Genomic DNA, 22,457 nt, shown 5'->3' with positions numbered 1-22,457 from the left:
AGAAGGCGGGCGATTATAAACATGGCGCTTGGCTATGTAATGGCTTTTCAATCTCTAAATGCTGTTTTTGTGACATCACTTACAAAGCATGAATATCCGATGAAAATGTGCCGCCAAAACACATCAGCTCTTGAGCCAAAGCCATTGGAAGTGAACAATGTGTTACTTCTTATTTCCAACTGAGAGTCATTCATGACTGCGCCGTTCCGTTTCCTGGCCTGGCTTGCACTGCCATTGCTTGCGCTGTGCAGCACTCCGCTGCTGGCCGACACCGTCGAGGGTGCTCCCCAGGCCCTGCATTTACTGGATTACATCGGGGCGGATTACCCGGCGACAGTCGAAGCGGGCAAGGTCATCGAAAACGGGGAATACCGCGAGCAGCTGGAATTCATCCAGGTGCTGGAAGGGTTGATCGCCGGGCTGCCAGCCAAGCCGGAGAAGATTGAGCTGGTCCAAGGCATCGGCGCCTTGCGCGGTGCGATCACCCAGCGCCAGGACGGCGGTGATGTCGCCCGCCTGGCACGGCAACTGGGTGCCAGGCTGGCGGTGGCGTATGAAGTCAGCCAGGCGCCGGTCATCACCCCGGATCCTTCCCGCGGCGCGCCGCTATACGCGCAGAATTGCTCGGTGTGCCACGGAGCCAACGGTGCCGGCGACGGTCCCGCCGGTGTCGGCCTGGAGCCGCCGCCCGCCAACTTGCGCGACGTCCAGCGTCTGGATCGCCTGAGTCTCTATGCGATCTACAACACCCTCGGCATGGGCATCGAAGGCACCGACATGCCGGCCTTCGCCGATCAGCTCGACGACCGTCAGCGCTGGGACCTGGCGACCTACATCGCCAGCTTCAGCGCCGACCCGGCGGCCGCGAAGAGTGAACAGACCTACAATCTTGCTGACCTTGCACGTCAGACCCCGCTGGAAGTCCTGGCTGCGCAAGGTCCGGCGGCAGCGGCCACCTTCCGTGCCCAGCGTGCCCAGCCGCCACAGGTGCAGCGCGGCCCGGCGCAGTTGCTCGACTACACCGCCGCCACCCTGGACAAAAGCATCGCGGCGTATCGTGCCGGCGATCACGACCAGGCCTATGACCTGTCGGTAGCGGCTTACCTGGAAGGTTTCGAGCTGGTGGAAAGTTCGCTGGATAACGTCGATGCCAACGTGCGCAAGGACACCGAAAAGTCCCTGATGGCCTACCGACAATCCTTGCAGGACGGTTTGCCGGTGGAAGAGGCCGTACAGCGTCTGGACGCGGCCAAGGCCAAGTTGAAGGCGTCCGCCGACCTGCTGGGCGGCGATGGCTTGAGCTGGTCGCTGAGCTACATCTCCGGGTTGCTGATTCTGTTGCGCGAAGGGCTGGAAGCGATCCTGGTATTGGCGGCGATCCTGGCGTTCCTGCGCAACACCGGCCAGCAGTCGGCCGTGCGCAGCGTCAACATCGGTTGGGGCTTGGCGCTGTTGGCCGGCCTGGCGACCTGGGGGCTGGCGGCGTATGTGATCGACGTCAGCGGTGCCCAGCGTGAATTGCTCGAAGGCGCGACGGCGTTGTTCGCCAGTGTGATGGTGCTGTGGCTAGGGGTGTGGATGCACGACCGGCGCCACGCAGCGGCCTGGCAGGATTACATCAAAAGCAGCCTGGTAGGCGGTGGTGGTCGCTTTGGCTTTGCGATCCTGGCGTTCTTCTCGGTCTATCGTGAACTGTTCGAAGTGATCCTGTTCTACGAAACCCTGTGGTTGCAGGCAGGCCCCGCCGGGCACAACGCGGTGTTGGCCGGTGGCGCGACAGCGCTGGTGTTGCTGGTGGGGCTGGCCTGGGTGATCCTGCGCGGCTCGGCGAAACTGCCACTGGCGCTGTTCTTCAGCATCAACGCGGCACTGTTGTGTGCACTGTCGGTGGTATTCGCCGGGCATGGCGTGAAGGCGTTGCAGGAAGCCGGGATCTTCGGCACCCATCCGGTGGCGTTCTTCGACTTCGACTGGCTGGGCATTCATGCCGATGCCTATTCGCTGACCGCTCAAGTGGTGGCGATCCTGGCGATCGTGGTGCTGTATGGGCGCAGTTGGGTGGCGGAGAAGCGTCGGGTCCAGGTCTCCTGAAAAGCATTCGCTGCGCTCATAATCGCGGGCAAGCCTTGCTCCCACACAAGCTTTTCTCCCGCAGGCTATGGGAGCAAGGCTTGTGGGAGCAAGGCTTGTGGGAGCAAGGCTTGTGTGGGAGCAAGGCTTGCCCGCGATGCTTTTCTTTTCAATTTAGAGGAAACCATTCAATGCGCGTATGGATCGACGCCGACGCCTGCCCCAAGGCCGCGAAGGAATTGGTGGTCAAGTTCGCCCTCAAGCGCCGGTTCGACGTGGTGCTGGTGGCCGGTCAACCGCAGATCAAGCCGGCCCTGGCCTGTGTGAAACTGATCGTGGTGCCCTGCGGCCCTGACGCGGCGGACGATTACCTGGTGGAGCATGCCGAGCCGGGTGAACTGGTGATCTGCAGTGATGTGCCCTTGGCCGATCGGTTGGTGAAGAAGGGCGTCGCGGCCCTGGATCCGCGAGGCAAGGAGTTCGATGCCCAGAACATGGGCGAGCGGCTGGCGGTGCGCAACCTGTTCACCGATTTACGTGAACAGGGCCACGTGGGGGGCGGCCCGGCAGCGTACAGCGAGCGGGACAAGCAGGGGTTTGCCAATGCGCTGGATCGGATCCTGACGCGTTTGGCCCGAATGCCATAAACCCTGCGCATAACCCCCTGTGGGAGCGAGCCTGCTCGCGATGGCGGTGGATCAGCCAATCAACATGTTGCCTGTGCCGGCGCTATCGCGAACAGGCTCGCTCCCACAGGAAAGAGTCGGCGGTGTCAGGCGTCGTTCTCGTGCGTCAGTTCCAGCACCCGGTCCACCAGCTTGTTGATGCCCGAGGCCGCTTCGCTGATGTTCTGCGCCAGCATGTAGGCCGGGGTGCTGACCAGTTTGCGCGCGCGGTCTTCGACGATGTCGGTCACCGCGCAGTCTTCATGAGTGCCGCCCATTTTGCCCACGGCTGCCGCCGTGTCCGGGTCGTTGCCGATGGTGCAGGTCACCCCCGGGCCGTAGATCTTTGCCGCCAGGGCCGGGGAGATGCAGATCAGCCCGACCGGTTTGCCCGCCTCGGCAAAGGCCTCGGTCAAGGCCAGGACCTCTGGTTGGACGGTGCAGCCCGGGCCTTCGACGGCAAAGTTGGAGAGGTTTTTCGCCGAGCCAAAACCACCGGGTACGATCAGGGCGTCGAAGTCCTCGACCCGGGCTTCACGCAAATCCTTGACGTTGCCACGGGCGATCCGTGCCGATTCCACCAGCACGTTGCGGCTCTCGGGCATTTCCTCGCCGGTCAGGTGATTGATCACATGCAATTGGGCAATGTTTGGAGCGAAGCACTGGACCTGTGCCCCGCGCTGATCGAGGCGCAGCAAGGTGATCACGCTTTCGTGGATCTCGGCGCCGTCATACACGCCACAGCCGGAAAGGATCACTGCAATTTTTTTGCTCATGGGCTTTTCTCCAGATTCATGGCGTTAAATGTCTACTAATTTGTCACTCGTTGCCATAGGGGGATCGGCCAGCTACACCTAATCTGCCGATTGTCTCCCTGTCTTGCATGCCCGGGTTGCGTCATGAACTTCATCCTGTATGCCGTGCCGTTCTTCTTCGTGCTGATCGCCGTCGAGTTGCTGGCAGATCGCTGGCGGGGCGTGAGCCACTACCGCGTGGCAGACGCGATCAACAGCTTGAGCACCGGCGTGCTGTCGACCACCACCGGTTTGCTGACCAAGGGTGTGGGGTTGGTGACCTACGCCTTCGCGCTCGAACACTTGGCGGTGATTGAATTGCCCGCCGACCAGGCCTGGGTCTGGGTGATGGCTTTCGTCTCCTACGACTTCTGCTATTACTGGCTGCACCGCATGGGTCACGAACGCAACATCCTCTGGGCCGCCCATTCGGTGCACCACCAGAGCGAGGACTACAACCTTTCCACCGCGCTGCGCCAGACCAGCACCGGCTTCCTGCTGAGCTGGATCTTCTACGTCCCGCTTGCCGTACTGGGCGTGCCGCTGATGGTCTTCGTCAGCGTCGCGGCGTTGAATCTGCTGTACCAGTTCTGGGTCCACACCCAGCACATTCCCAAGCTCGGCTGGTTGGAGTGGTGCTTCGTTACGCCGTCCAATCATCGCGCCCACCATGCACAGAACCCTCTCTACATGGATCGCAATTACGGCGGGGTGTTCATTATTTGGGACCGTCTGTTTGGCACCTTCCAGGAAGAAGACGACAACGAGCCGGTGGTTTTTGGCGTGACCACGCCGCTGGCCAGTTGGAACCCGTTGTGGGCCAACCTGCAGTTCTATGCGCAACTGTGGGCCGATGCGCGGCGGGCCGGGCGTTGGTGGGACAAGCTGCGGATCTGGTTCATGCCCACCGGTTGGCGTCCGGCGGACGTCGCGGCCAAGTACCCGCTGAACAAGCCGGACCTGAGCCAGTTCCGCAAATTCGAAGTGCCATTGGACGCACGCCAGCAGTGGTACGTGGCGCTGCAGTTCTGCGCCTACATTGCCCTGGGCAGTTATTTGATGAATCTTGAAACCAGCCTGCCGGTTGCCGCTCTGGTGTTGGGTTGGGGCGCGGTGGCGTTCGGTCTGTTCGTGTTGGGCGTGGCCCTGGAGAATCGCCCGTGGGCGCTGAGGCTGGAGCTATTGCGGCTGGCCTCGAACCTGCCGCTGGTGTGCCTGGCGCCACTGGCCGGGTTGTGGCCGGCCAGCCCCGTGGCGTGGGTCGGGCTGCTCAGCTACAGCCTGCTCAGCGGTATCGGGCTGTATTGCTGCCGCGCCCGGTTTACTCGGTGGGCGTCGTAGGTTCGCCGGACCGGGCTTGTTCCAGGCGTTCGGCTTCGAGGACTTTCCTGGCCAGCCGGGCATTCTTGATGCGTCGGCGCAGCCACAGGACCAGGCCCAGCACCAGCAGCGCGCCGAGTACCCACAACTCATACTTCTTGATGCTGCCCAGCATACCTTCGAGCACCGCGCCGAAATGGTACGCGGCAGCGGCCAACGCCGTGGCCCAGATCGCCGCACCGATGCCGTTGAGCAACAGGTAGCGGCCCGGCGGATAGCCTGACAGGCCGATCGCCACCGGCATCACCGTGCGCAGGCCATAGACGAAGCGAAAGCTCAGGACCCAGATGTCCGGATGTCGGCGGATATGCTCCAGCGCACGATCGCCCATCAACTGCCAGCGCGGCTTGCGCGCCAAGAGTTTGCGGCCGTGCTTGCGGCCCAGGAAATACCACAGCTGATCGCCCGCGTAGCTGCCGCAGAACGCCACGACCACCACCAGGTTGATGTCCATATAGCCACGGAACGCCAGGAAACCTGCGAGCACGAGGATGGTTTCGCCTTCGAAGAACGTGCCGATAAACAGGGCCAAGTAGCCGAAGTCGTGCAGAAATTGTTGGAGCATTGTCTGGGTGCTGGCGAAATGAACGCGCAGCCTAACCCTTCAGGCACATTCAGGAAAGTATCGAAATGTGTCTCGACGTGAACAATTCCTACAAAGACAATAACTGCGACGACAGGACGCAGGTGCACATAACTGTAATGTCTTCGTCATAATGGGCGCTTATAACTGTCACGCTCGCCCGTCAGCACGGGCTCAGGAGTCTGCCGTGAGCTTTACCCCCGCCAATCGTCTGTTCCCTGCCACCCGCCTGCGTCGCAACCGCCGTGATGAGTTCTCTCGTCGGCTGGTACGTGAAAGCGTGCTGACGACCAATGACTTGATCCTGCCGGTGTTCGTGCTGGACGGTGAGAACCGTCGCGAAGCGGTGGCGTCGATGCCGGGGGTGGAGCGCCTGACCATCGATCTGCTGCTCGAAGAAGCCGCCCACTGGGTCGAGCTGGGCATTCCGGCGCTGGCGCTGTTCCCGGTCACGCCCCCGACGCTCAAGTCTCTGGACGCCGCCGAGGCCTGGAACCCCGAGGGCATCGCCCAACGCGCGACCCGTGCCCTGCGCGCGCGCTTCCCCGAGCTGGGGGTGATTACCGATGTGGCGCTGGACCCGTTCACCACCCACGGGCAGGACGGCATCCTCGATGAAGAAGGCTATGTGCAGAACGACATTACCGTCGATGCATTGGTCAGGCAGGCCCTGTCCCACGCCGAGGCCGGTGCCCAGGTGGTAGCGCCGTCGGACATGATGGACGGACGCATCCAGGCGATCCGCGAAGCCCTCGAGGTGGCCGGTCACGTCAACGTGCGGATCATGGCCTACTCGGCCAAGTACGCCAGCGCCTATTACGGCCCGTTCCGCGACGCGGTCGGCTCGGCCCTGAACCTGGGCAAGGCCAACAAGGCCTCTTATCAGATGGACCCGGCCAACAGTCAGGAAGCCTTGCACGAAGTGGCGGCTGACTTGTCAGAAGGGGCAGACATGGTCATGGTCAAGCCGGGCATGCCTTACCTCGACATTCTTTGCCGGGTCAAAGACGAATTCAAAGTACCGACCTTTGTTTATCAGGTCAGCGGCGAGTACGCGATGCACATGGCCGCGATCCAGAACGGCTGGTTGGGCGAAGGGGTGATCCTGGAGTCCTTGACCGCTTTCAAACGCGCAGGCGCTGATGGCATCCTGACTTACTTTGCCGTGCGCGCCGCCCAATTGTTACGAGAGCAGAAATAGCCTCCCAGGAACTTGCGATGAATACCGAAGGACTCTCCGAAGTTGCCGTAAAAGACGCTCAACCCGTGGTCGAGCAAATAGCCGAGACGCCGCCGGAGATGGAGCCTGCTCCACCGGCCGTCATCGAGCCTGCCCCGGCCCCGGCGATTGTCATTCCCAACCTGGATGACAGCAGCCTGTACATCCATCGCGAGCTGTCGCAACTGCAGTTCAACATCCGCGTGCTGGAACAGGCGCTGGACGAGTCCTACCCGCTGCTGGAACGGCTGAAATTCCTGCTGATCTTTTCCAGCAACCTGGATGAGTTTTTCGAGATCCGCGTCGCCGGGCTGAAGAAGCAGATCACCTTCGCTCGTGAACAGGCTGGCGCCGACGGCTTGCAGCCGCACCAGGCCCTGGCGCGCATCAGCGAACTGGTCCACGGCCATGTGGACCGTCAGTACGCGATCCTCAATGACATTCTGTTGCCGGAGCTGGAAAAGCACCAGGTGCGCTTCATCCGCCGCCGCAACTGGAACACCAAGATCAAGACCTGGGTGCGCCGCTATTTCCGCGACGAGATCGCGCCGATCATCACGCCGATCGGCCTCGACCCGACGCACCCGTTCCCGCTGCTGGTGAACAAGAGCCTGAACTTCATCGTCGAGCTGGAAGGTATCGACGCCTTCGGTCGCGATTCCGGTTTGGCGATCATCCCGGCGCCACGCCTGCTGCCGCGCATCATCCGCGTGCCGGAAGACGTCGGCGGTCCTGGCGACAATTATGTGTTCCTGTCGTCGATGATCCACGCCCACGCCGATGACCTGTTCCAGGGCATGAAGGTCAAGGGTTGCTACCAGTTCCGCCTGACCCGTAACGCCGACCTGTCGGTGGACACCGAGGACGTCGAAGACCTGGCCCGTGCCCTGCGTGGCGAGCTGTTCTCCCGTCGCTACGGTGACGCGGTGCGCCTGGAGGTGGCCGACACCTGCCCGAAACACCTGTCCGACTACCTGCTCAAGCAGTTCAACCTGCATGAGACCGAGCTGTATCAGGTCAATGGCCCGGTCAACCTGACCCGGTTGTTCAGCATCACCGGCCTGGACAGCCATCCTGAACTGCAATACCTGCCGTTCACGCCGCAGATCCCGAAACTGTTGCAAAACAGCGAGAACATTTTCAGCGTGATCAGCAAGCAGGACATCCTGCTGCTGCACCCGTTCGAGTCGTTCACGCCGGTGGTCGACCTGCTGCGCCAGGCCGCCAAGGATCCACACGTCCTGGCGGTGCGCCAGACCCTGTACCGCAGCGGTGCCAACTCGGAAATCGTCGACGCCCTGGTGGACGCGGCACGAAACGGCAAGGAAGTCACCGCGGTGATCGAATTGCGCGCGCGCTTCGATGAAGAGTCCAACCTGCAACTGGCCAGCCGCCTGCAAGCGGCCGGCGCGGTGGTGATCTACGGTGTGGTCGGCTTCAAGACCCACGCCAAGATGATGCTCATCCTGCGCCGTGAAGCCGGTGAAATCGTGCGTTACGCCCACTTGGGCACCGGTAACTACCACGCCGCCAACGCCCGCCTGTATACCGACTACAGCCTGCTGACTTCTGACGATGCCTTGTGCGAAGACGTCGGCAAGCTGTTCAGCCAGTTGATCGGCATGGGCAAGACCCTGCGCATGAAGAAACTCCTGCATGCGCCATTCACCCTGAAAAAGGGCATGCTCGACATGATCGCCCGGGAGACGCAGTTCGCCCTGGACGGCAAGCCGGCCCACATCATTGCCAAGTTCAACTCGCTGACCGATCCGAAGATCATCCGTGCGTTGTACAAGGCCAGCCAGTCGGGCGTACGCATCGACCTGGTGGTGCGTGGCATGTGCTGCCTGCGGCCGGGCATCCCGGGGGTTTCCCATAACATCCATGTGCGCTCGATCATCGGCCGCTTCCTGGAACATACCCGGGTGTTCTACTTCCTCAATGGCGGCGAGGAACAGATGTTCCTGTCCAGCGCCGACTGGATGGAACGCAACCTCGACAAGCGGGTCGAGACCTGCTTCCCGGTGGAAGGCAAGAAGCTGATCCTGCGGGTCAAGAAAGAGCTGGAAAGCTACCTCACTGACAACACCCACAGCTGGAGTTTGCAGTCGGATGGTCGTTACATCCGCAACACGCCGACCGGCAACCAGAACCCGCGCAGTGCCCAGGCGACCTTGCTGGAGCGCTTGAGCAGCCCGGTGTTGGCGGTTCGTTAAAAAACGGTGGAAGGGGGGCAGGCTCAGCTTTTGTGGCGAGGGAGCTTGCTGTGGCGAGGGGATTTATCCCCGCTGGGTCGCGAAGCGGCCCCAAAGAGTTGAAGGTAATTAGCCTGACAAAACGGGTAGGCAGGCTTTAGGGCTGCTTCGCAGCCCAGCGGGGATAAATCCCCTCGCCACAAGAGATCTGTGTTGTTGCTGGATTCAGTGGATGTTCAGCACAATCCCAACCCGGGTCAGCCAGTCGGCTTCCTGGGCGAAGTCGGCCTGGGTCAGTTGGTTTTCTTCCAGCCAGCCTTCAGGAAACAGCACATCCAACTCATCGCCATCGGCCCGCAAGACAACCTGCGGCATTTCCTGGGTGCCACGAATGTGGTGGAACAGGATCGCGAAGCGCAGCAGCACGCACAGGCGAATCAGCTTGATGCCGTCATCGCCGAACTCGGCAAATTTATCCTTGGGAATGTTGCGTCGATGGCCGCGTACCAGCAGCGCGAGCATTTGCTGGTCTTCCCGGGAGAAACCGGCCAGGTCCGAGTGCTCGATCAGGTAGGCGCCGTGCTTGTGGTAGTGATAGTGAGCGATGTCCAGGCCCACTTCATGCACTTTGGCGGCCCAGCCCAGCAGTTCGCGCCAGACTCCGTCGTTCAGATCCCAGTCATCGGCCACCTGGTCGAAGGCATGCAACGCCTTGCGCTCGACCCGTACCGCCTGTTCCTGATCGACGTGATAGCGTTCCATGAGCGAACCCAGGGTGCGCTCACGGACGTCTTCGTGGTGATGACGCCCCAGTAGGTCATACAGCACGCCTTCGCGCAGGGCACCCTCACAGTGGTCCATGCGTTGCAGTTCGAGGGCGTCGAAAATCGCTTCCAGAATCGCCAGGCCCGCCGGGAAAATCGCCCGGCGGTCGGGCTTGATGCCTTCGAAATCGATCTTGTCCACATCGCCGAGCTTGAACAGTCGGCGCTTGAGCCAGGCCAGGCCCTCGGCATTGACTTCGCCGCTGCCATGTCCGCCGGCCTTGAGTGCCAGGCCAATGGCGCGAATGGTCCCCGAGGAGCCGATGGCCTCATCCCAGGTCAGGCGGTGCAGGGCGTGTTCGATGCTCATGATTTCCAGGCGCGCCGCCGTATAGGCCTGGGCATAGCGAGCCGGAGTGATCTTGCCGTCGCGGAAATAGCGCTGGGTGTAGCTGACGCAGCCCATCTGCAAGCTTTCGCGCAGCAGCGGCTCGAAGCGCTGGCCGATGATGAATTCGGTACTGCCGCCGCCGATGTCCGCCACCAGGCGCTTGCCGGGGGTGTCGGCCAGGGTGTGGGAAACGCCGAGGTAGATCAGGCGGGCTTCTTCACGACCGGAGATGACTTCCACCGGATGGCCAAGGATTTCTTCGGCGCGACGGATGAACTCGCCACGGTTGCGCGCCTCGCGCAGAGCGTTGGTGCCCACGATCCGCACCGCGCCCAGGGGCATACCGTTGATCAGTTGGGCGAACCGCTTGAGACAATCGAGCCCGCGCTGGATGGATTCTTCGCTCAGCTTGCGCTCTTCGTCGATACCGGCGGCCAGTTGGACCTTCTCGCCGAGTCGCTCAAGAATGCGGATTTCCCCGTTCTGGGCCTTGGCGACGACCATGTGGAAGCTGTTGGAGCCCAGGTCTATGGCAGCGATCAGGGACAGATTCTTGGCTTGGGATGGCGGCATGGGCAAAAAGTCTCGGTCGATAACCTCGCCATCCTGCCACGATCGACCGCTTACGCCAACGCGCCTGATCCAAACCCTTGAGCCAGAGCAGCTTGCAGGGGGGGCTTAGTGGCGAGGGAGCTTGCTCCCGCTGGGCTGCGCAGCAGCCCAAAACCAATCAACCCGGTACACCAGAAATACATGGGCGGGCAGATCCTGCGATTGCTGCGCAATCGAGCGGGAGCAAGCTCCCTCGCCACAGGAGCCTCTTTAGGCAGCGAAGATCAGGCGTGTTCAACCGTCCCGATAAAGTTTGCCAGCTCCGCCGTCTGCGGATTGGCGAACAGCACCTTGGGATCGCCCACCTCATGCACCTTGCCCTGGTGCATGAACACCAGTTTGTCGCCCACTTCCCGGGCGAAACGCATTTCATGGGTGACCATGATCAGGGTCATGCCTTCCTTGGCCAGTTGCCGCACCACGCTGAGCACCTCATTGACCAGTTCCGGGTCCAGGGCCGAGGTGATTTCGTCGCACAGCAGCACTTTCGGCGACATGGCCAGCGCGCGGGCAATCGCGACCCGTTGCTGCTGGCCGCCGGACAAGCGCTCCGGGAAAGCATCGAACTTTTCGCCGAGGCCGACCCGTTCCAGCATCTGCCGAGCCAGCTCGGCGGCCTTGGCCTTGGGCACTTTTTGTACAACCTGCGGCGCGAGCATCACGTTCTCGCCGACGGTCAGGTGCGGGAACAGGTTGAACTGCTGGAACACCATCCCGACTTTCTGCCGCAGGCTGCGCAGGTCGGCGCGGGCGGCATCGAGGTATTCGCCGTCGACTTCGATCACGCCGTCGTTGATCGATTCCAGGCCATTGAGGGTGCGCAGCAAGGTGGATTTGCCCGAGCCGCTGCGGCCGATGATCGCCACCACCTGGCCTTCCTCGACACTCAGGTCGATGCCTTTGAGCACGTGGTGATCGCCATAGTATTTATGCAGGGCGGTAATTCTAAGCAGAGGCATGCAGTCTCCTTTCCAGGTAGCGCGCACTGAGGGACAAGGGGTAGCAGAGCAGGAAGTAACCCAGGGCGACCAGGCCATACACCATGAACGGCTCGAACGTGGCGTTGGCGAGCATGCCGCCGGTCTTGGTCAGTTCGGTAAAGCCAATGATCGAGGTCACCGCGGTGCCCTTGACCACTTGCACCGAAAAGCCCACGGTCGGCGCCACGGCGATGCGCAGGGCCTGGGGCAGGATCACGTAGCGCAACTGTTCCAGCGGATTGAGGGCCAGGCTCGCCGAAGCTTCCCACTGGCCGTTGGAAATCGAGTCGACACAACCGCGCCAGATCTCCGCCAGGTAGGCGCTGGTAAACAGCGTCAAGGCAATCGCCGCCGCCATCCACGGGGAAATCTCCACCCCGGCCAGGGCCACGCCGAAGAACACCAGGAACAGTTGCATCAACAACGGCGTGCCTTGGAACAGCTCGATGTAGGTACGGGCGATGTTGCGGGGCAGGGCGCGCTTGGAAATGCGCAACACCATGATCAGCAGGCCGATCACGCCGCCGCCGATAAACGCCACCAGCGACAGTGCCAGGGTCCATTGCAGGCCGGTGAGCAGGTTGCGCACCACGTCCCAGAAAGTGAAATCGCTCATGGGCGGCTCCCGGTGCTGCTCTTGTACAGGCAGCGGCGACCCACCCAGTTCAGGAACTGGCGGATCAACAGTGCCATGCACAAATAGATCAACGTGGTCAGCGCATAGGTTTCAAAGGCGCGGAAGTTGCGCGACTGAATGAAGTTGGCGGCGAAGCTCAACTCTTCGGTGGCGATCTGCGAACAGACCGCCGAGCCGAGCATCACGATGATGATCTGGCTGCTCAGGGCTGGCCAGACTTTGCCCAGCGCTGGCAGCAGCACCACGTGGCGGAAGGCTTCGAAGCGGCTCATCGCCAGGGCCGCGGCGGCTTCCAGTTGCCCGCGCGGAATGGCCTGGATACCGGCGCGGATGATCTCGGTGGAGTAGGCGCCGAGGTTGATCACCATCGCCAGCACTGCGGCCTGCCATTCGGAAATCTGCAGGCCCAGGGACGGCAAGCCGAAGAAGATGAAAAACAGCTGCACCAGGAACGGCGTGTTGCGGATCAATTCCACGTAGACGCCGAAGATCGCCGCGAACGGGCGAATATTCCACGCCCGCACCACGGCCCCGACGATGCCCAGGCCGACCCCGAGCAACGCGCCGATGGCCGTCAGTTCCAGGGTGAACAGCGCGCCGCGCAACAGCAGCTCGGTGTTTTGCACCACCGGCAGAAAATCGAACTGATAAGCCATGCTCAGCCTCTCAAGCGACGGTCAGAGATCGGCCGGCAGCGGCTGCTTGAGCCAGGTCTGGGAGTTTTTCTCCAGGCTGCCGTCGGACTTGGCGGTGGCCAGGATCTGGTTGACCTTGTCCAGCAGCGCCGGCTCGTTCTTGTTCACGCCCACATACACGGGCGAGTCCTTGAGTTTCACCTTCAGTGCCGGGACACGCTTGGGGTTGCGTTCGCTGATGGCGACCATCACCACGTTGCCGCTGGCGATCAGGTCGACCTGGCCGGCCAGGTAGGCGGCGATGGTCGAGTTGTTGTCTTCGAAGCGCTTGATGGTGACGCCTTCGGGGGCGACCTTGGTCAGCTCGATGTCTTCGATGGCGCCACGGGTGACGCTGATGGTCTTGCCCTTGAGGTCATCCAGGCCATTGATCGCCGCGTCGGGCGGACCGAACACGGCCAGGTAGAACGGCGCATAGGCGCTGGAAAAGTCGATGACCTTCTCACGCTCCGGGTTCTTGCCCAGGCTGGAAATCACCAGGTCGACCTTGCCGGTGGTCAGGAACGGGATGCGGTTGGTGCTGTTGACCGGCGTCAGTTCGAGCTTGACCTTGAGCTGGTCGGCCAGCAGCTTCGCAGTGTCGATGTCCAGGCCGCGGGGTTTCATGTCCGGGCCCACCGAGCCGAATGGCGGAAAGTCCTGGGGCACGGCGACCTTGAGTGTGCCACGCTTGACCACGTCTTCCAGGCCATCGGCATGGGCGGGTAGCTGGCAGAGCATCAGGCTGGCAAACAGGGCAGTGAGCAGGGCGCTGCAACGCTGAATCATGGCGAATCTCCGCAATCGGTGATGTGATTTCTGCGTTCGGACAGAGCACAGGCCATGCCAAGCAAGCTTTTATTCAGCCAAAGCCGCGGAATTGCTGGTTTTTAGCGGTCTTACTGGTCTGAACAGTTACGGCCCATTTCGCACCTTTATCGGGCGTCGCTATTTGTCGCCGAACCCTGCTGGGGCACGACTTGCCGGGCGCGACGAATAGCTTTACAACTAGCCGCTCACTGGCCCGGTTCGTCTGAAAAATCATGAATTCCATCGCTCGTGCCGTTCCTGAAGTGGCCCTGCAAGCCATCCGCAAACTGATCGTCGATGAAGGCTTCGGCCCGGGCGATGCGTTGCCGTCGCAACGGGACCTGGCGCTGCAACTGGGCGTGAGCCGGGCGTCGTTGCGCGAAGCGCTGTCCTCCCTGAGTGCCCTGGGCATGATCAGTGTGCAGCCGGGCAAGGGAGTATTCGTGCAGGCTCCGGTAGAGGCTCCGCGCAACGAGTCGGCGCCGGGCTGGCCGTTCGCGGCCCAGGCCTCGCCGGTGGATATCTTCCAGCTGCGCTACGCCCTGGAGGGCTTCGCGGCGGGGTTGGCGGCGGTTACGCTGAGCGCCGACGAGCTCGACGCGCTGCAAGACAATATCGAGGCCATGCGCCGGGAGTTGAAGATCGGGGATTTCGACGCCGCCGCACGACTGGATTTCGAATTTCATCGACGGATCCTGTTGGCCAGCGGCAACCAGGCGATGCTGAGCATCCTCACCGCCAGCGCCGACATCTTCCTGGAAAGCCAGAAACTACCGTTCATCAGGGCGGAGCGGGCGATGGAGACCTGGCAGGAGCATCGCAAGATCCTTCGCGCCCTGGCCCGTCGCGCTTCGGGCGCCGCGCAAAAAGCCATGCAGGAACATGTACGTAACGCTGCGCTGCGTACCGGGATTTCCTTCGTCGCCCCCACTGCTTCGTGACGGCGGCGATACCCAACGCCATTGACCGCCATAGCGAGACTCAATCAACTGCGGCTTCCTGAACCTGGGAAGGGCCGCTATGATGGGCCACGTTTTTTTGCTGACAACCCCGGAGATTTCCATGAGCAGCGATCTGATCAAACACGTTAGCGACGCTAGCTTCGAGGCTGACGTACTCAAGGCCGAAGGCGCGGTACTGGTCGACTATTGGGCTGAGTGGTGCGGTCCCTGCAAAATGATCGCCCCGGTCCTGGACGAGATTGCCGAGACCTACAAAGGCAAGCTGACCGTTGCCAAGCTGAACATCGATGAAAACCAGGAGACTCCGGCCAAGCACGGCGTGCGTGGTATCCCGACCCTGATGCTGTTCAAGAACGGCAACGTCGAAGCCACCAAAGTGGGTGCGCTGTCGAAGTCGCAACTGGCTGCTTTCCTCGACGCCAACATCTAAGCGCCGAATGCCACTGAAAAAGCCCCGCAAATCGCGGGGCTTTTTCGTTATTCGGGGCTAGACGCTTGCAAACCCAGGTGGTACATTCGGCCCCGCACTGGTTTCTCCATTGCCCCCTGCAAGCCGTCGCCGACGCTCTCCTTTCGAATAAGTACGCGATCCTGTCGCCTTCTCTGCGGCGCGGCCTCATTAAGCCAAAAGCTTAATTTCCCCCCTCCATAAATGATTACGTCATTCCTATATGAATCTGACTGAACTCAAGCAAAAGCCGATTACCGAACTGCTCGAATTGGCCGAACAGATGGGCATAGAAAATATGGCCCGTTCGCGCAAGCAGGACGTGATTTTCTCCCTGCTCAAGAAGCACGCGAAAAGCGGCGAGGAAATCTCCGGTGATGGCGTGCTGGAGATTCTCCAGGACGGCTTCGGCTTCCTTCGCTCCGCAGACGCTTCCTATCTTGCCGGCCCAGACGATATCTACGTCTCGCCGAGCCAGATCCGTCGCTTCAACTTGCGCACCGGTGACACCATCGTTGGCAAGATCCGCCCTCCGAAGGAAGGCGAGCGCTACTTCGCGCTGCTCAAGGTCGACACCATCAACTTCGACCGTCCGGAAAACGCGAAGAACAAGATTCTCTTCGAGAACCTGACCCCGCTGTTCCCGACCGTGCGCATGAAGATGGAAGCCGGCAACGGTTCCACCGAAGACCTCACCGGTCGTGTCATCGACCTGTGCGCACCCATCGGCAAAGGCCAGCGCGGCCTGATCGTGGCGCCGCCGAAGGCGGGCAAGACGATCATGCTGCAGAACATCGCGGCCAACATCGCCCGTAACAACCCTGAAGTTCACCTGATCGTGCTGCTGATCGACGAGCGTCCGGAAGAAGTGACCGAGATGCAGCGCACCGTGCGCGGCGAAGTGGTCGCCTCGACGTTCGACGAGCCGCCGACCCGCCACGTGCAGGTTGCCGAAATGGTGATCGAGAAGGCCAAGCGCCTGGTCGAGCACAAGAAAGACGTGGTGATCCTGCTGGACTCCATCACCCGTCTGGCCCGTGCCTACAACACCGTGATCCCGAGCTCCGGCAAGGTGCTGACCGGTGGTGTCGATGCCCATGCGCTGGAAAAGCCGAAGCGTTTCTTCGGTGCCGCACGGAACATCGAGGAAGGCGGTTCGCTGACCATCATCGCCACCGCGCTGGTTGAAACCGGTTCGAAGATGGACGAAGTGATCTACGAGGAATTCAAGGGCACCGGCAACATGGAGCTGCCTCTGGATCGCCGTATCGCCGAGAAGCGTGTGTTCCCGGCCATCAACATCAACCGTTCCGGTACGCGCCGCGAAGAGTTGCTGACCGCCGACGACGAGTTGCAGCGCATGTGGATCCTGCGCAAGCTGCTGCATCCGATGGATGAAGTCGCCGCCATCGAGTTCCTGGTCGACAAGCTGAAGACGACCAAGACCAACGATGAGTTCTTCCTGTCGATGAAACGCAAGTAAATCGCCAAGACAGGCCAGCAAGAGCCGGGGAAACCCGGCTTTTTGCTATCTGTGCATTCACTATTCTGGACGGGCGGCGTTAAACTCGGGCCCCCGAACGCCACGGCCACCATGAGGCTTTTGCATGCAGTATCGCGACTTGCGCGACTTTATCAGCGGTCTGGAACAGCGCGGCGAACTCAAGCGCATCCAGGTGCCGGTGTCCCCCGTCCTGGAAATGACCGAGGTCTGCGACCGCACCCTGCGCGCGAAAGGCCCGGCGCTGTTGTTCGAAAACCCGACGGGTTATGACATTCCAGTGCTGGGCAACCTGTTCGGCACGCCGGAGCGCGTGGCCTTGGGCATGGGGGCCGAAGCCGTCAGCGAGCTGCGCGAAATCGGCAAGCTGCTGGCGTTCCTCAAGGAGCCCGAGCCGCCGAAAGGCCTGAAGGACGCTTGGTCCAAGCTGCCGATTTTCCGCAAGATCATTGCCATGGCGCCCAAGGTCGTCAAGGACGCGATCTGCCAGGAGGTGGTGATCGAGGGCGACGATGTCGACCTGGCCATGCTCCCGGTGCAGACCTGCTGGCCGGGCGACGTGGGGCCGCTGATCACCTGGGGCCTGACTGTCACCAAAGGCCCGAACAAGGACCGCCAGAACCTGGGCATCTATCGTCAGCAGGTGATAGGCCGCAACAAAGTCATCATGCGCTGGCTGAGCCATCGCGGCGGTGCATTGGACTACCGCGAGTGGTGTGAAAAACACCCCGGCCAGCCATTCCCGGTGTCGGTAGCCCTGGGCGCGGACCCGGCGACCATCCTCGGCGCCGTCACGCCTGTGCCGGACAGTCTCTCCGAATATGCGTTCGCCGGCCTGTTGCGCGGCAACCGTACTGAGCTGGTGAAGTGCCGTGGCAATGACCTGCAAGTACCGGCCACCGCCGAGATTATCCTCGAAGGGGTGATCCATCCCGGCGAAATGGCCGATGAAGGCCCGTACGGCGACCACACCGGCTACTACAACGAAGTCGACAGCTTCCCGGTGTTCACCGTCGAGCGCATCACCCATCGGATCAAGCCGATTTACCACAGCACTTACACCGGCCGTCCGCCCGATGAACCGGCCATTCTCGGCGTGGCGCTGAACGAAGTGTTCGTGCCGATCCTGCAGAAGCAGTTTCCGGAAATCACCGATTTCTACCTGCCGCCGGAAGGCTGTTCGTACCGGATGGCCGTGGTGACCATGAAGAAGTCGTATCCGGGGCACGCCAAGCGGGTCATGCTTGGGGTCTGGTCGTTTTTGCGACAGTTCATGTACACCAAGTTCGTTATCGTCACCGACGACGATATCAACGCACGGGACTGGAACGACGTGATCTGGGCCATCACCACGCGCATGGACCCCAAGCGCGATACGGTGATGATCGAGAATACGCCGATCGACTACCTCGACTTCGCCTCGCCGGTGTCTGGCCTGGGTTCGAAGATGGGGCTCGATGCCACGCATAAATGGCCCGGTGAAACCACTCGTGAGTGGGGCCGGGTTATCGTCAAGGATGAAGCCGTTACCCAACGGATCGATGCCATCTGGAATCAGTTAGGAATAGATTGATGCGTGTAACCTTGCAGCCTTCCGGGGCGGTGCTGGAGATACGGCCCGCCGAGCGGATTCTCGATGGCGCGCGGCGCCTGGGCTACGAATGCCCGCAAAGCTGCCGCAACGGCAACTGCCACGTCTGTGGTGCGTTGCTGGTGGAGGGCCGTGTGGAACAGGCTGGCGAGGTGCGCGATCACGGTGAGATCTTCACCTGCATCGCCGAACCGCTGGAGGACTGCGTGGTGTTGTGGGATGGCGTGCTGGCGCCGGGTGAACTGCCGGTACGCAACCTGGCGTGCCAGGTGATCGAGTGTGCCGACGTGGGGGGCGATGTCTGGCGAGTGCGCCTGCGTGCGCCGGCGGGCAAGCCACCGCGTTATCACGCCGGGCAGTACCTGATGATCGAACGGGAAAACGGCGAAAAATCGGCGTTCTCCCTGGCCTCGGCGCCGCATTCCGGGCGCGAACTGCAGTTGCATGTATTGGTGCGCGAAAGCAGTGCACAGGCGCTGCTGGAGCAACTGCGACGCAACCCCAGCGTGCGCGTCGAAATGCCTTTTGGCGACACGCATTTGTCCGAGCTGCCGGACGGCCCGTTGGTGCTGATCGCCGCCGGCACCGGCATGGCGCAGATGCACAGCCTGATCGAGCATTGCCGGGCCGCGGGTTTCAAGCATCCGGTGCATCTGTATTGGGGCGTGCGGCGGCCGGAAGATTTCTATGAAATCGAGCATTGGGATGAATGGAAAAAACTGTCGAACCTGTTCCTGCACAAAGTCGTCAGCGATTTGTGCGGTTGGGAAGGTCGCTGCGGAATGCTCCATGAAGCCGTGTGCGAGGACATCAGCGATCTTTCCGGCGTCCACGTCTACGCCAGTGGCTCGCCGGCCATGATCTACGCCACGCTCGATGCGCTGGTGGAAGCCGGGATGGACGCCCACCAGATGCGTGCCGATGTGTTTGCGTATGCGCCGCGGGCATAAACCGCACCCCCTCCCTCTTGAGAAGTGCTTTTGTGGCGAGGGAGCTTGCTCCCGCTGGGCTGCGTAGCGGCCCCGACACTTTGCGGTCGCTGCGCAACCGAACGGGAGCAAGCTCCCTCGCCACTGTCCACTCATCGATATAACTTCATATATTTCGTTTCGATATTTAGTCCTTGGGCCAGATACCGATAACGTATATAGGGAGTGGATGGCATTTAACTTGCCTTGATCCCCGTGAACGTCAACCCCATGACGACCCCCATTTACTTTTCAACCTGCGAGGAGCCAACCGCTACCGGCCATGACCGCTATCGAATCCGCCATTACCTGTGCCTTGTACCCACCAAGGCTCGACCTGGGGCCTCAACTGACCCGTGAGCAATTGCTCGCCTCGATGCAATCGACCATGAGTCTCCACCAGGGCGGTCCGGTCTGGCTGTTCGCGTACGGTTCATTGATCTGGCGGCCGGAATGCACGGCGGTGGAGCGGATGCGTGGCCGGGTCCATGGTTATCATCGCGGTTTGTACCTGTGGTCTCACGAACACCGTGGTACGCCGGAGTTGCCGGGGTTGGTGTTCGGGCTGGATCGCGGCGGTTCGTGCAGCGGTTTCGCCTACCGGTTGCCGCAGGAGAATCTCGAGGATTCGCTGTTTGCCCTCTGGCAGCGCGAGATGCCGGTCCCGTCCTATCGCCCGCACTGGCTCAGTTGCCGTCTCGAGGATGGCAGCCGGGTGCAAGCCTTGGGGTTTGTATTGGAGCGGCACCTGCCCAGCTATGCCGGCAACTTGCCGGACCATGTGCTGAGCCAGGTGTTCGAAAGCGCCTGCGGGCGTTACGGCACCACTCGCGATTACGTCGAGCAGACCATCCACGCCCTGCGTAGCCACGCCATGCCAGATCGGAATCTGGAGGCGCGGCTCAAGCGCTGCAAATCAGCGCTGGATCAGGCCACCGCTTCGCGGCTCTGACTGGCGATTTGCTTGTGCCACAAGGTTGGCGCGAGGAATGCCATCGCCAGCAGGCAGGCACCGATCAGCAGCACAAAACCACCGTCCCAGCCGAAATGATCCACGGTGTAGCCCATGGCGGCACTGGCCGCGACCGAACCACCCAGGTAACCAAACAAGCCAGTGAAGCCTGCGGCGGTACCGGCGGCTTTCTTCGGCGCCAGTTCCAGTGCCTGCAAACCGATCAGCATCACCGGGCCGTAGATCAGGAAACCGATGGAAACCAGGGCGATCATGTCGACGGTCGGGTTGCCGGCCGGGTTCAGCCAGTACACCAGCGTTGCCACGGTCACCAGGGCCATGAACACCATGCCCGTCAGGCCACGGTTGCCGCGGAAGATCTTGTCCGACATCCAGCCACACAGCAGTGTGCCGGGAATACCCGCCCACTCGTAGAAGAAATAGGCCCAGGAACTCTTGTCCACGGTGAAGCCCTTGGCTTCCTTGAGGTAGGTCGGCGCCCAGTCCAGCACGCCGTAGCGCAGCAGGTAGACAAATACGTTGGCCATGGCGATGTACCAGAGCATTTTGTTGCGCAGCACGTATTTGACGAAGATTTCCTTGGCGCTGAATTCGTTCTCGTGACTGGCGTCGTAGCCTTCCGGATAGTCGTTCTTGTATTTCTCGATCGGCGGCAGGCCCACCGATTGCGGGGTGTCGCGCATGGTCACGAAGGCGAACACGGCAACGGCGAGCGCTACAGCGGCGGGCACATAGAAGGCCGCGTGCCAATCATTGAACCAGCCCATTCCCAGCAGGAACAACGGGCCGATCAGGCCGCCGCCGACGTTGTGTGCCACGTTCCACACCGACACCACGCCGCCGCGTTCTTTCTGCGACCACCAATGCACCATGGTCCGTCCGCTTGGCGGCCAGCCCATGCCCTGGGCCCAGCCGTTGATGAACAGCAGGATGAACATCATGGTCACGCTGGAGGTTGCCCAAGGCGCGAAACCGAACACGAACATCACCCCCGCCGAGACCAACAAGCCGAAGGGCAGGAAGTAGCGTGGGTTGGAGCGGTCGGACACCAGGCCCATCAGGAACTTCGACAGCCCGTAGGCGATGGCGATGGCCGACATGGCCAGGCCCAGCTGGCCACGGGTGTAACCCTCGTCGATCAGGTACGGCATGGCCAGAGAGAAGTTCTTGCGCAGCAGGTAATAGCCGGCGTAGCCAATGAAGATCCCGGCGAAGATCTGCCAGCGAAGGCGTCGGTAGGTGCTGTCTATTTTTTCATCAGGCAGGGCTGCCTGATGGGGGGCGGGACGAAAGAAAGCAAACATTCAAGTGCTCCAGGTTCTTGTTATGGTGGCGGATGCGAATGTTACAGTTTCGTTACCGAAAATAGCATTGCTCGTTGTCGCATAAACAGCGGAAATTTCGATTAGTCATGTTCTTAAGTGAACATATTGCTCAGGCATAAGCGAAGGGCGCCGTAGGAAATGTCTTCGCAAAGCCCTTTCATGCCCCGTATCGGTGAAAACGGGGCAAAGCGGTGGGAAACATCCTTCGCCCAAATGGGAAGTCTCGCTATAGGGCCCATGAGTCATGGTCTTTACCCTTTACGTCTCTGAATTCAGGTGAGGGGTAGGGGTATGAGGTGGTGTGTGGTGATGCTGTTGCTGTGCTTGTCAGGCATGAGCGGGGCAACTGAGGTGTTGCTGGTGCCCGAACACAATCCGAAGCCGGATTACCCGACGTCCCTGTACCAGAAGGGGATAACGGGTGTGGCCCGGATCGGTTTCATGGTGCATGCCGATGGCCGTGTCGATGAGATCGCGATCCTGCACAGCGATCATCCGGAATTTGCCGAGGCCGCACGGGAGGCCGTGAGCCAATGGCGCTTCAAGCCCTGGACGGTGGATCACGAACACCCGGCGCAGACGCAGGTCGTAGCGCCTTTCGAGTTCCGCCTGGATGGCTTGCAACTAGATGCCAATAAATGGATCAAGACCTGGAAATGCTCGGACATCAACGCACACGCCAAGGACCAGCTATGGGTACAGGACTTGCTCCCGTTCCACTACACGCGCCTTTACCTATCCAATGCGTTTCTCGTTAAACAGCTACCGGAAACCGAGCGCCTGGCCTTGATCGCCCGGTTCAACAGGCTCTTGCCTTCAATTGTGCAGCGCTGCGGGAGTTTCCCTGCAGCACGGTATATGCGGATGCTGCCGAAGGAGATTCGCGAATTGCTTTAGTCTTGGTAGTGAGGGGCG

The 22,457-nt window shown here is 61.3% G+C and carries 20 protein-coding genes; 12 read left to right on the top strand and 8 right to left on the bottom strand.

Annotated features, from left to right (window positions below; translation table 11 throughout):
- Positions 1-192: 192 nt before the first annotated feature.
- Both PBDP_RS28765 and PBDP_RS28760 read left to right on the top strand, forming a co-directional pair.
- Positions 193-2,091 carry a cytochrome c/FTR1 family iron permease gene (locus tag PBDP_RS28765; protein ID WP_109752615.1) on the top strand — a complete coding sequence of 633 codons (1,899 nt, stop codon included), beginning with the start codon at positions 193-195 and terminating at the stop codon, positions 2,089-2,091.
- Between the two features lie 170 nt (positions 2,092-2,261).
- Positions 2,262-2,717, top strand: coding sequence for a YaiI/YqxD family protein (locus PBDP_RS28760; protein ID WP_212801608.1), 456 nt, complete (start codon positions 2,262-2,264; stop codon positions 2,715-2,717).
- Between the two features lie 125 nt (positions 2,718-2,842).
- Here the strand turns inward: PBDP_RS28760 and elbB are convergent, their stop codons facing one another.
- Complete coding sequence (gene elbB / locus PBDP_RS28755) at positions 2,843-3,511, bottom strand: isoprenoid biosynthesis glyoxalase ElbB (RefSeq protein ID WP_109752611.1); 669 nt, start codon at positions 3,509-3,511, stop codon at positions 2,843-2,845.
- 123 nt (positions 3,512-3,634) lie between these two features.
- Between elbB and PBDP_RS28750 the strand changes: the two genes are divergently transcribed.
- Positions 3,635-4,870 carry a sterol desaturase family protein gene (locus tag PBDP_RS28750; protein ID WP_163856214.1) on the top strand — a complete coding sequence of 412 codons (1,236 nt, stop codon included), beginning with the start codon at positions 3,635-3,637 and terminating at the stop codon, positions 4,868-4,870.
- On the opposite strand, the gene PBDP_RS28745 is transcribed toward PBDP_RS28750, so the two are convergent.
- Entirely contained in the window at positions 4,851-5,474 is a 624-nt protein-coding gene (locus PBDP_RS28745; RefSeq protein WP_003206742.1) for a DedA family protein, read from the bottom strand. The two genes, PBDP_RS28750 and PBDP_RS28745, sit on opposite strands and share 20 nt — an antisense overlap.
- Before the next feature lie 205 nt (positions 5,475-5,679).
- Here PBDP_RS28745 and hemB point away from each other — a divergent pair, with 205 nt between their 5' ends.
- On the top strand, positions 5,680-6,693 hold the full coding sequence (hemB, locus tag PBDP_RS28740; protein WP_116833721.1) for a porphobilinogen synthase: 1,014 nt from the start codon (positions 5,680-5,682) through the stop codon (positions 6,691-6,693).
- Positions 6,694-6,710: 17 nt separating this feature from the next.
- A complete protein-coding gene (gene ppk1, locus PBDP_RS28735) occupies positions 6,711-8,927 on the top strand; it encodes a polyphosphate kinase 1 (RefSeq protein ID WP_109752606.1) in 2,217 nt (738 codons plus the stop codon).
- Between the two features lie 204 nt (positions 8,928-9,131).
- Here the strand turns inward: ppk1 and ppx are convergent, their stop codons facing one another.
- The 5 genes from ppx to PBDP_RS28710 form a co-directional block, all read right to left on the bottom strand.
- Complete coding sequence (ppx, locus tag PBDP_RS28730) at positions 9,132-10,634, bottom strand: exopolyphosphatase (protein WP_109752604.1); 1,503 nt, start codon at positions 10,632-10,634, stop codon at positions 9,132-9,134.
- A gap of 263 nt (positions 10,635-10,897) precedes the next feature.
- Positions 10,898-11,632 carry an amino acid ABC transporter ATP-binding protein gene (locus PBDP_RS28725; RefSeq protein WP_109752602.1) on the bottom strand — a complete coding sequence of 245 codons (735 nt, stop codon included), beginning with the start codon at positions 11,630-11,632 and terminating at the stop codon, positions 10,898-10,900.
- Positions 11,619-12,269, bottom strand: a complete 651-nt coding sequence (locus tag PBDP_RS28720; RefSeq protein ID WP_109752601.1) for an amino acid ABC transporter permease — start codon at positions 12,267-12,269, stop codon at positions 11,619-11,621. The genes PBDP_RS28725 and PBDP_RS28720 overlap by 14 nt, the downstream gene beginning before the upstream one ends.
- The gene (locus PBDP_RS28715; protein ID WP_109752599.1) at positions 12,266-12,946 is read right to left on the bottom strand and encodes an amino acid ABC transporter permease; all 681 of its coding nucleotides are present in this window, start codon (positions 12,944-12,946) and stop codon (positions 12,266-12,268) included. The genes PBDP_RS28720 and PBDP_RS28715 overlap by 4 nt, the downstream gene beginning before the upstream one ends.
- Before the next feature lie 21 nt (positions 12,947-12,967).
- Positions 12,968-13,753: a transporter substrate-binding domain-containing protein gene (locus PBDP_RS28710; RefSeq protein WP_109752597.1), complete on the bottom strand. Its 786-nt coding sequence runs from the start codon at positions 13,751-13,753 to the stop codon at positions 12,968-12,970.
- A gap of 254 nt (positions 13,754-14,007) precedes the next feature.
- Between PBDP_RS28710 and PBDP_RS28705 the strand changes: the two genes are divergently transcribed.
- The 6 genes from PBDP_RS28705 (at position 14,008) to PBDP_RS28680 (ending at position 20,196) form a co-directional block, all read left to right on the top strand.
- Positions 14,008-14,715, top strand: a complete 708-nt coding sequence (locus PBDP_RS28705; RefSeq protein ID WP_109752596.1) for a FadR/GntR family transcriptional regulator — start codon at positions 14,008-14,010, stop codon at positions 14,713-14,715.
- Between the two features lie 121 nt (positions 14,716-14,836).
- Positions 14,837-15,166, top strand: a complete 330-nt coding sequence (gene trxA / locus PBDP_RS28700; protein WP_003206727.1) for a thioredoxin TrxA — start codon at positions 14,837-14,839, stop codon at positions 15,164-15,166.
- A 241-nt stretch (positions 15,167-15,407) separates the two neighbouring features.
- On the top strand, positions 15,408-16,667 hold the full coding sequence (gene rho, locus PBDP_RS28695) for a transcription termination factor Rho (protein ID WP_003206716.1): 1,260 nt from the start codon (positions 15,408-15,410) through the stop codon (positions 16,665-16,667).
- Between the two features lie 124 nt (positions 16,668-16,791).
- Complete coding sequence (ubiD, locus tag PBDP_RS28690) at positions 16,792-18,258, top strand: 4-hydroxy-3-polyprenylbenzoate decarboxylase (RefSeq protein WP_014340789.1); 1,467 nt, start codon at positions 16,792-16,794, stop codon at positions 18,256-18,258.
- Complete coding sequence (locus tag PBDP_RS28685) at positions 18,258-19,226, top strand: CDP-6-deoxy-delta-3,4-glucoseen reductase (RefSeq protein WP_212801607.1); 969 nt, start codon at positions 18,258-18,260, stop codon at positions 19,224-19,226. Before ubiD ends, PBDP_RS28685 begins: the two co-directional genes overlap by 1 nt.
- Positions 19,227-19,527: 301 nt before the next feature.
- Complete coding sequence (locus PBDP_RS28680) at positions 19,528-20,196, top strand: gamma-glutamylcyclotransferase (RefSeq protein WP_109752592.1); 669 nt, start codon at positions 19,528-19,530, stop codon at positions 20,194-20,196.
- On the opposite strand, the gene glpT is transcribed toward PBDP_RS28680, so the two are convergent.
- Entirely contained in the window at positions 20,172-21,521 is a 1,350-nt protein-coding gene (gene glpT / locus PBDP_RS28675; protein ID WP_109752590.1) for a glycerol-3-phosphate transporter, read from the bottom strand. The genes PBDP_RS28680 and glpT overlap by 25 nt on opposite strands.
- A gap of 330 nt (positions 21,522-21,851) precedes the next feature.
- On the opposite strand from glpT, the gene PBDP_RS28670 reads away from it, so the two are divergent.
- Positions 21,852-22,439: an energy transducer TonB gene (locus tag PBDP_RS28670; RefSeq protein ID WP_349306135.1), complete on the top strand. Its 588-nt coding sequence runs from the start codon at positions 21,852-21,854 to the stop codon at positions 22,437-22,439.
- Positions 22,440-22,457 lie beyond the last annotated feature (18 nt).

Origin of the sequence: Pseudomonas sp. St290 (genome assembly GCF_018325805.1) — a bacterium.
GTDB classification, from domain to species: domain Bacteria; phylum Pseudomonadota; class Gammaproteobacteria; order Pseudomonadales; family Pseudomonadaceae; genus Aquipseudomonas; species Aquipseudomonas bijieensis.
This window is presented reverse-complemented; position numbering and strand designations above follow the sequence as displayed.